At 36.5% G+C, this 2,416-nt stretch carries 6 protein-coding genes; 4 read left to right on the top strand and 2 right to left on the bottom strand.

Going from position 1 to position 2,416, the window contains the following annotated elements; all coding sequences use genetic code 11:
- The first annotated feature begins 421 nt into the window (after positions 1 to 421).
- The 4 genes from A3EO_RS0112405 to A3EO_RS13005 all read left to right on the top strand — a co-directional run bounded on the left by A3EO_RS0112405 (position 422) and on the right by A3EO_RS13005 (position 1,730).
- Positions 422 to 703: a hypothetical protein gene (locus A3EO_RS0112405; protein WP_018347389.1), complete on the top strand. Its 282-nt coding sequence runs from the start codon at positions 422 to 424 to the stop codon at positions 701 to 703.
- 8 nt (positions 704 to 711) lie between these two features.
- Entirely contained in the window at positions 712 to 1,038 is a 327-nt protein-coding gene (locus tag A3EO_RS0112410) for a hypothetical protein (protein ID WP_018347390.1), read from the top strand.
- Between the two features lie 113 nt (positions 1,039 to 1,151).
- Positions 1,152 to 1,634: a hypothetical protein gene (locus A3EO_RS0112415; protein WP_018347391.1), complete on the top strand. Its 483-nt coding sequence runs from the start codon at positions 1,152 to 1,154 to the stop codon at positions 1,632 to 1,634.
- Positions 1,635 to 1,640: 6 nt separating this feature from the next.
- The gene (locus A3EO_RS13005) at positions 1,641 to 1,730 is read left to right on the top strand and encodes a hypothetical protein (RefSeq protein WP_018347392.1); all 90 of its coding nucleotides are present in this window, start codon (positions 1,641 to 1,643) and stop codon (positions 1,728 to 1,730) included.
- A 46-nt stretch (positions 1,731 to 1,776) separates the two neighbouring features.
- Here A3EO_RS13005 and A3EO_RS0112425 read toward each other — a convergent pair whose 3' ends face one another.
- Both A3EO_RS0112425 and A3EO_RS13955 read right to left on the bottom strand, forming a co-directional pair.
- A complete protein-coding gene (locus tag A3EO_RS0112425) occupies positions 1,777 to 2,139 on the bottom strand; it encodes a tyrosine-type recombinase/integrase (RefSeq protein ID WP_049805007.1) in 363 nt (120 codons plus the stop codon).
- Positions 2,140 to 2,347: 208 nt separating this feature from the next.
- Positions 2,348 to 2,416, bottom strand: a 69-nt coding sequence (locus A3EO_RS13955) for an IS3 family transposase (protein ID WP_409359785.1), incomplete at its 5' end; no start/stop codon positions are given.

Genomic DNA, 2,416 nt, shown 5'->3' on the forward strand with positions numbered 1-2,416 from the left:
CAAGCAGTTTTCTTTGTATAGATTTCTTTAGTTTACAATTGGTTATCTTCATTTTTGTAGCTTAGCATAAGTGCTAATCTACTTCAGCCCCAAAAGGAATTAAAGCGTTTTAACCCAATGAACGAAGCGTTTAATTTCATTTTTAATGCAATGTCGTTCTTTATAAGTAAAAAGCGCAAAAAGTAATGTATTAAAAAAATAAAGCTGGCGTTGGTTAAAGGTGTAATTGAACAAGGTAAATGAAGGATTGTCGCTTAATAAGATGATATTCAACCAAACAATTACAGCAAAAATCGACCAGTTAAGGATAAATATGAGAAATCGTAAAAATCGTGTAAGCATTGCGTACCTCGCAGCGTTATTTTGTTTTATCGCGTTTGTGTTGGTGCAGTTAATTTTAGCATAACGAAAGGTGGTGTGTATGAATCAAAACATTAAGAGTTCTGTCAATAACTGTACGGAGCAAAATTTAAACAATTATCAAGAGGAGGTATGTTCGGGTGAAAAAATAGACGATGTAAGTGATGAAGAACGTTTGTCGGCGTTGATAAGCCGCAAACGTGATTGGTTATTGAGTAAGAAAATTCGTTTGACTGATGATCAGTTTGTTTATTTGGCAAAACATCGGCGCATCAGAATCAGTAAAATGGAGGTGTTATCTTGCGAAATGGATGAATTGCGGATTTTGCAGAGTAGGTTTTGAGGTGTGAGATGGTAGAAGTGAAGGAAAAGCTATTAATGGAACAGGTATCTAATCAAGCGTTATTCGAGAAATTGCAGGCGGTAGAAGCGTTATTGCTACAGCAAAAAGAAACGCTAACAGAAGATAGTAAAGAGCTTTGGACAGTAGCGGATATTGCGGCTTATTTTAAGTTAAGCGAGCGACATATTCGGGGTGCAGTGATTGTTGATCCGCTTTTTCCTCGTCCGGTAGAAATTCCGTCACAACGAGATATTCGCAAGAGAAGCTCAAGTTTGCGCTGGATTGCAGGCGACGTAGTGCGATATGCAGAGCGGAAAAAGGCGAGGAGAGTTTGACAGTTTTATGTTGTCGGGTTAGGATAGCCGCACTTACTTTCCAAAAGCAGTGTCCGCTCCGATAACAGCGTTTTTAGTAAAACCTGATTCCCACAAAAGGAGTGTATTTTTTGATGTTTACTGAATCTGAATATAATTCAATTCCACATCAATTTGCCCAATTTACTGTGTCACAAATTGATTATATTATCGACTTTTCGGCTGATAGTAACATTATTTCGACTCTATTTGTATTAGATAAGAAAATTGAAGATTTGCTAAAAGGGCATAACACATACAGTGTAAAATTTGGTGTAAAAGCCTATTATGAAAGCAGCGATCCTAATGTAGATTTATATGCACCACCAATTAATCATAATTTTAAAAAGAAAGATATTCAGCAATTAAAAGAACAGCTTGAAATGTTATTATATAAACATTACTTAATCTATCAGCCTGAATGTTATTTTTTTATTGCAGAACGCCCTTCGTTAAGCAGAATGTATCAAAAAATGTGCGACAATCGACATCCACTTATGATAGACTTTAAACCAGTAGGGCAACTAGGTGATAATGCAGATTGCTTTATTATAAAAACCCCCAACTATAAGGAGTGATGTTTTATGGCAGAAACAAAACCGAGTGCAAAAGAATTAAAACGTCAAGCAATGCTTGCTTCACGTTTAGCTTACCAAAAAGCGAAAACAAAATAAGTTCCAAAAGCCACAGGATAATGTGGCTTTTTTATGTGGAGTCGCACTAATCCAGCAATTTAACCACATCAACCATATTCGGGGCGTAGTAGGTATTAAGTAAAATTTTAATATCTCTATGCCCTGATATTTTTGCAAGCGTCATTACATCGACTTTTTTCGCTAAACGAGTTAACGCCTCGCGGCGAGTGTCGTGGAAATGTAAGTTTGCATTATCTAATGCTGCTTTTACTTTTAACTTTCGGAAATTGGCATCTAGTTGTGCTGGCTTTAGTTGGAAAATGAGATCAGTATCATCAGTTTTTATTTTTTCCATTTGTTGAATAATTTCCATTGCCACTGATGACAATGGAATATCTCTAGGGTGTCCGTTTTTAGTTTGTGGTAGGTGCAATAGCCGTTTATCCATTTTGAGATCTTGCCATTTTGCATTGCAGATTTCTCCATCCGCATTCCAGTTTCTATTGCGAATAACATTGCTGCGGCAGTTATTTCATCTCGTGAGTATAGTAGGTTGTCACTGTTGTAATCTGCGGCGGATACTAAAGATTTGATTTCAGATTCTTAAAAACGCCTTGTCCTTGATAGCAGTGATCTGACCCCGAAAAGTTAGACTGCTATTTTAAGGACTGAATTCTGTATTGAACAGGACTCAGTCCATTTAGTCTTAATTGTATTCTTTCCTC

This window comes from Gallibacterium anatis DSM 16844 = F 149, from assembly GCF_000379785.1.
GTDB classification, from domain to species: domain Bacteria; phylum Pseudomonadota; class Gammaproteobacteria; order Enterobacterales; family Pasteurellaceae; genus Gallibacterium; species Gallibacterium anatis.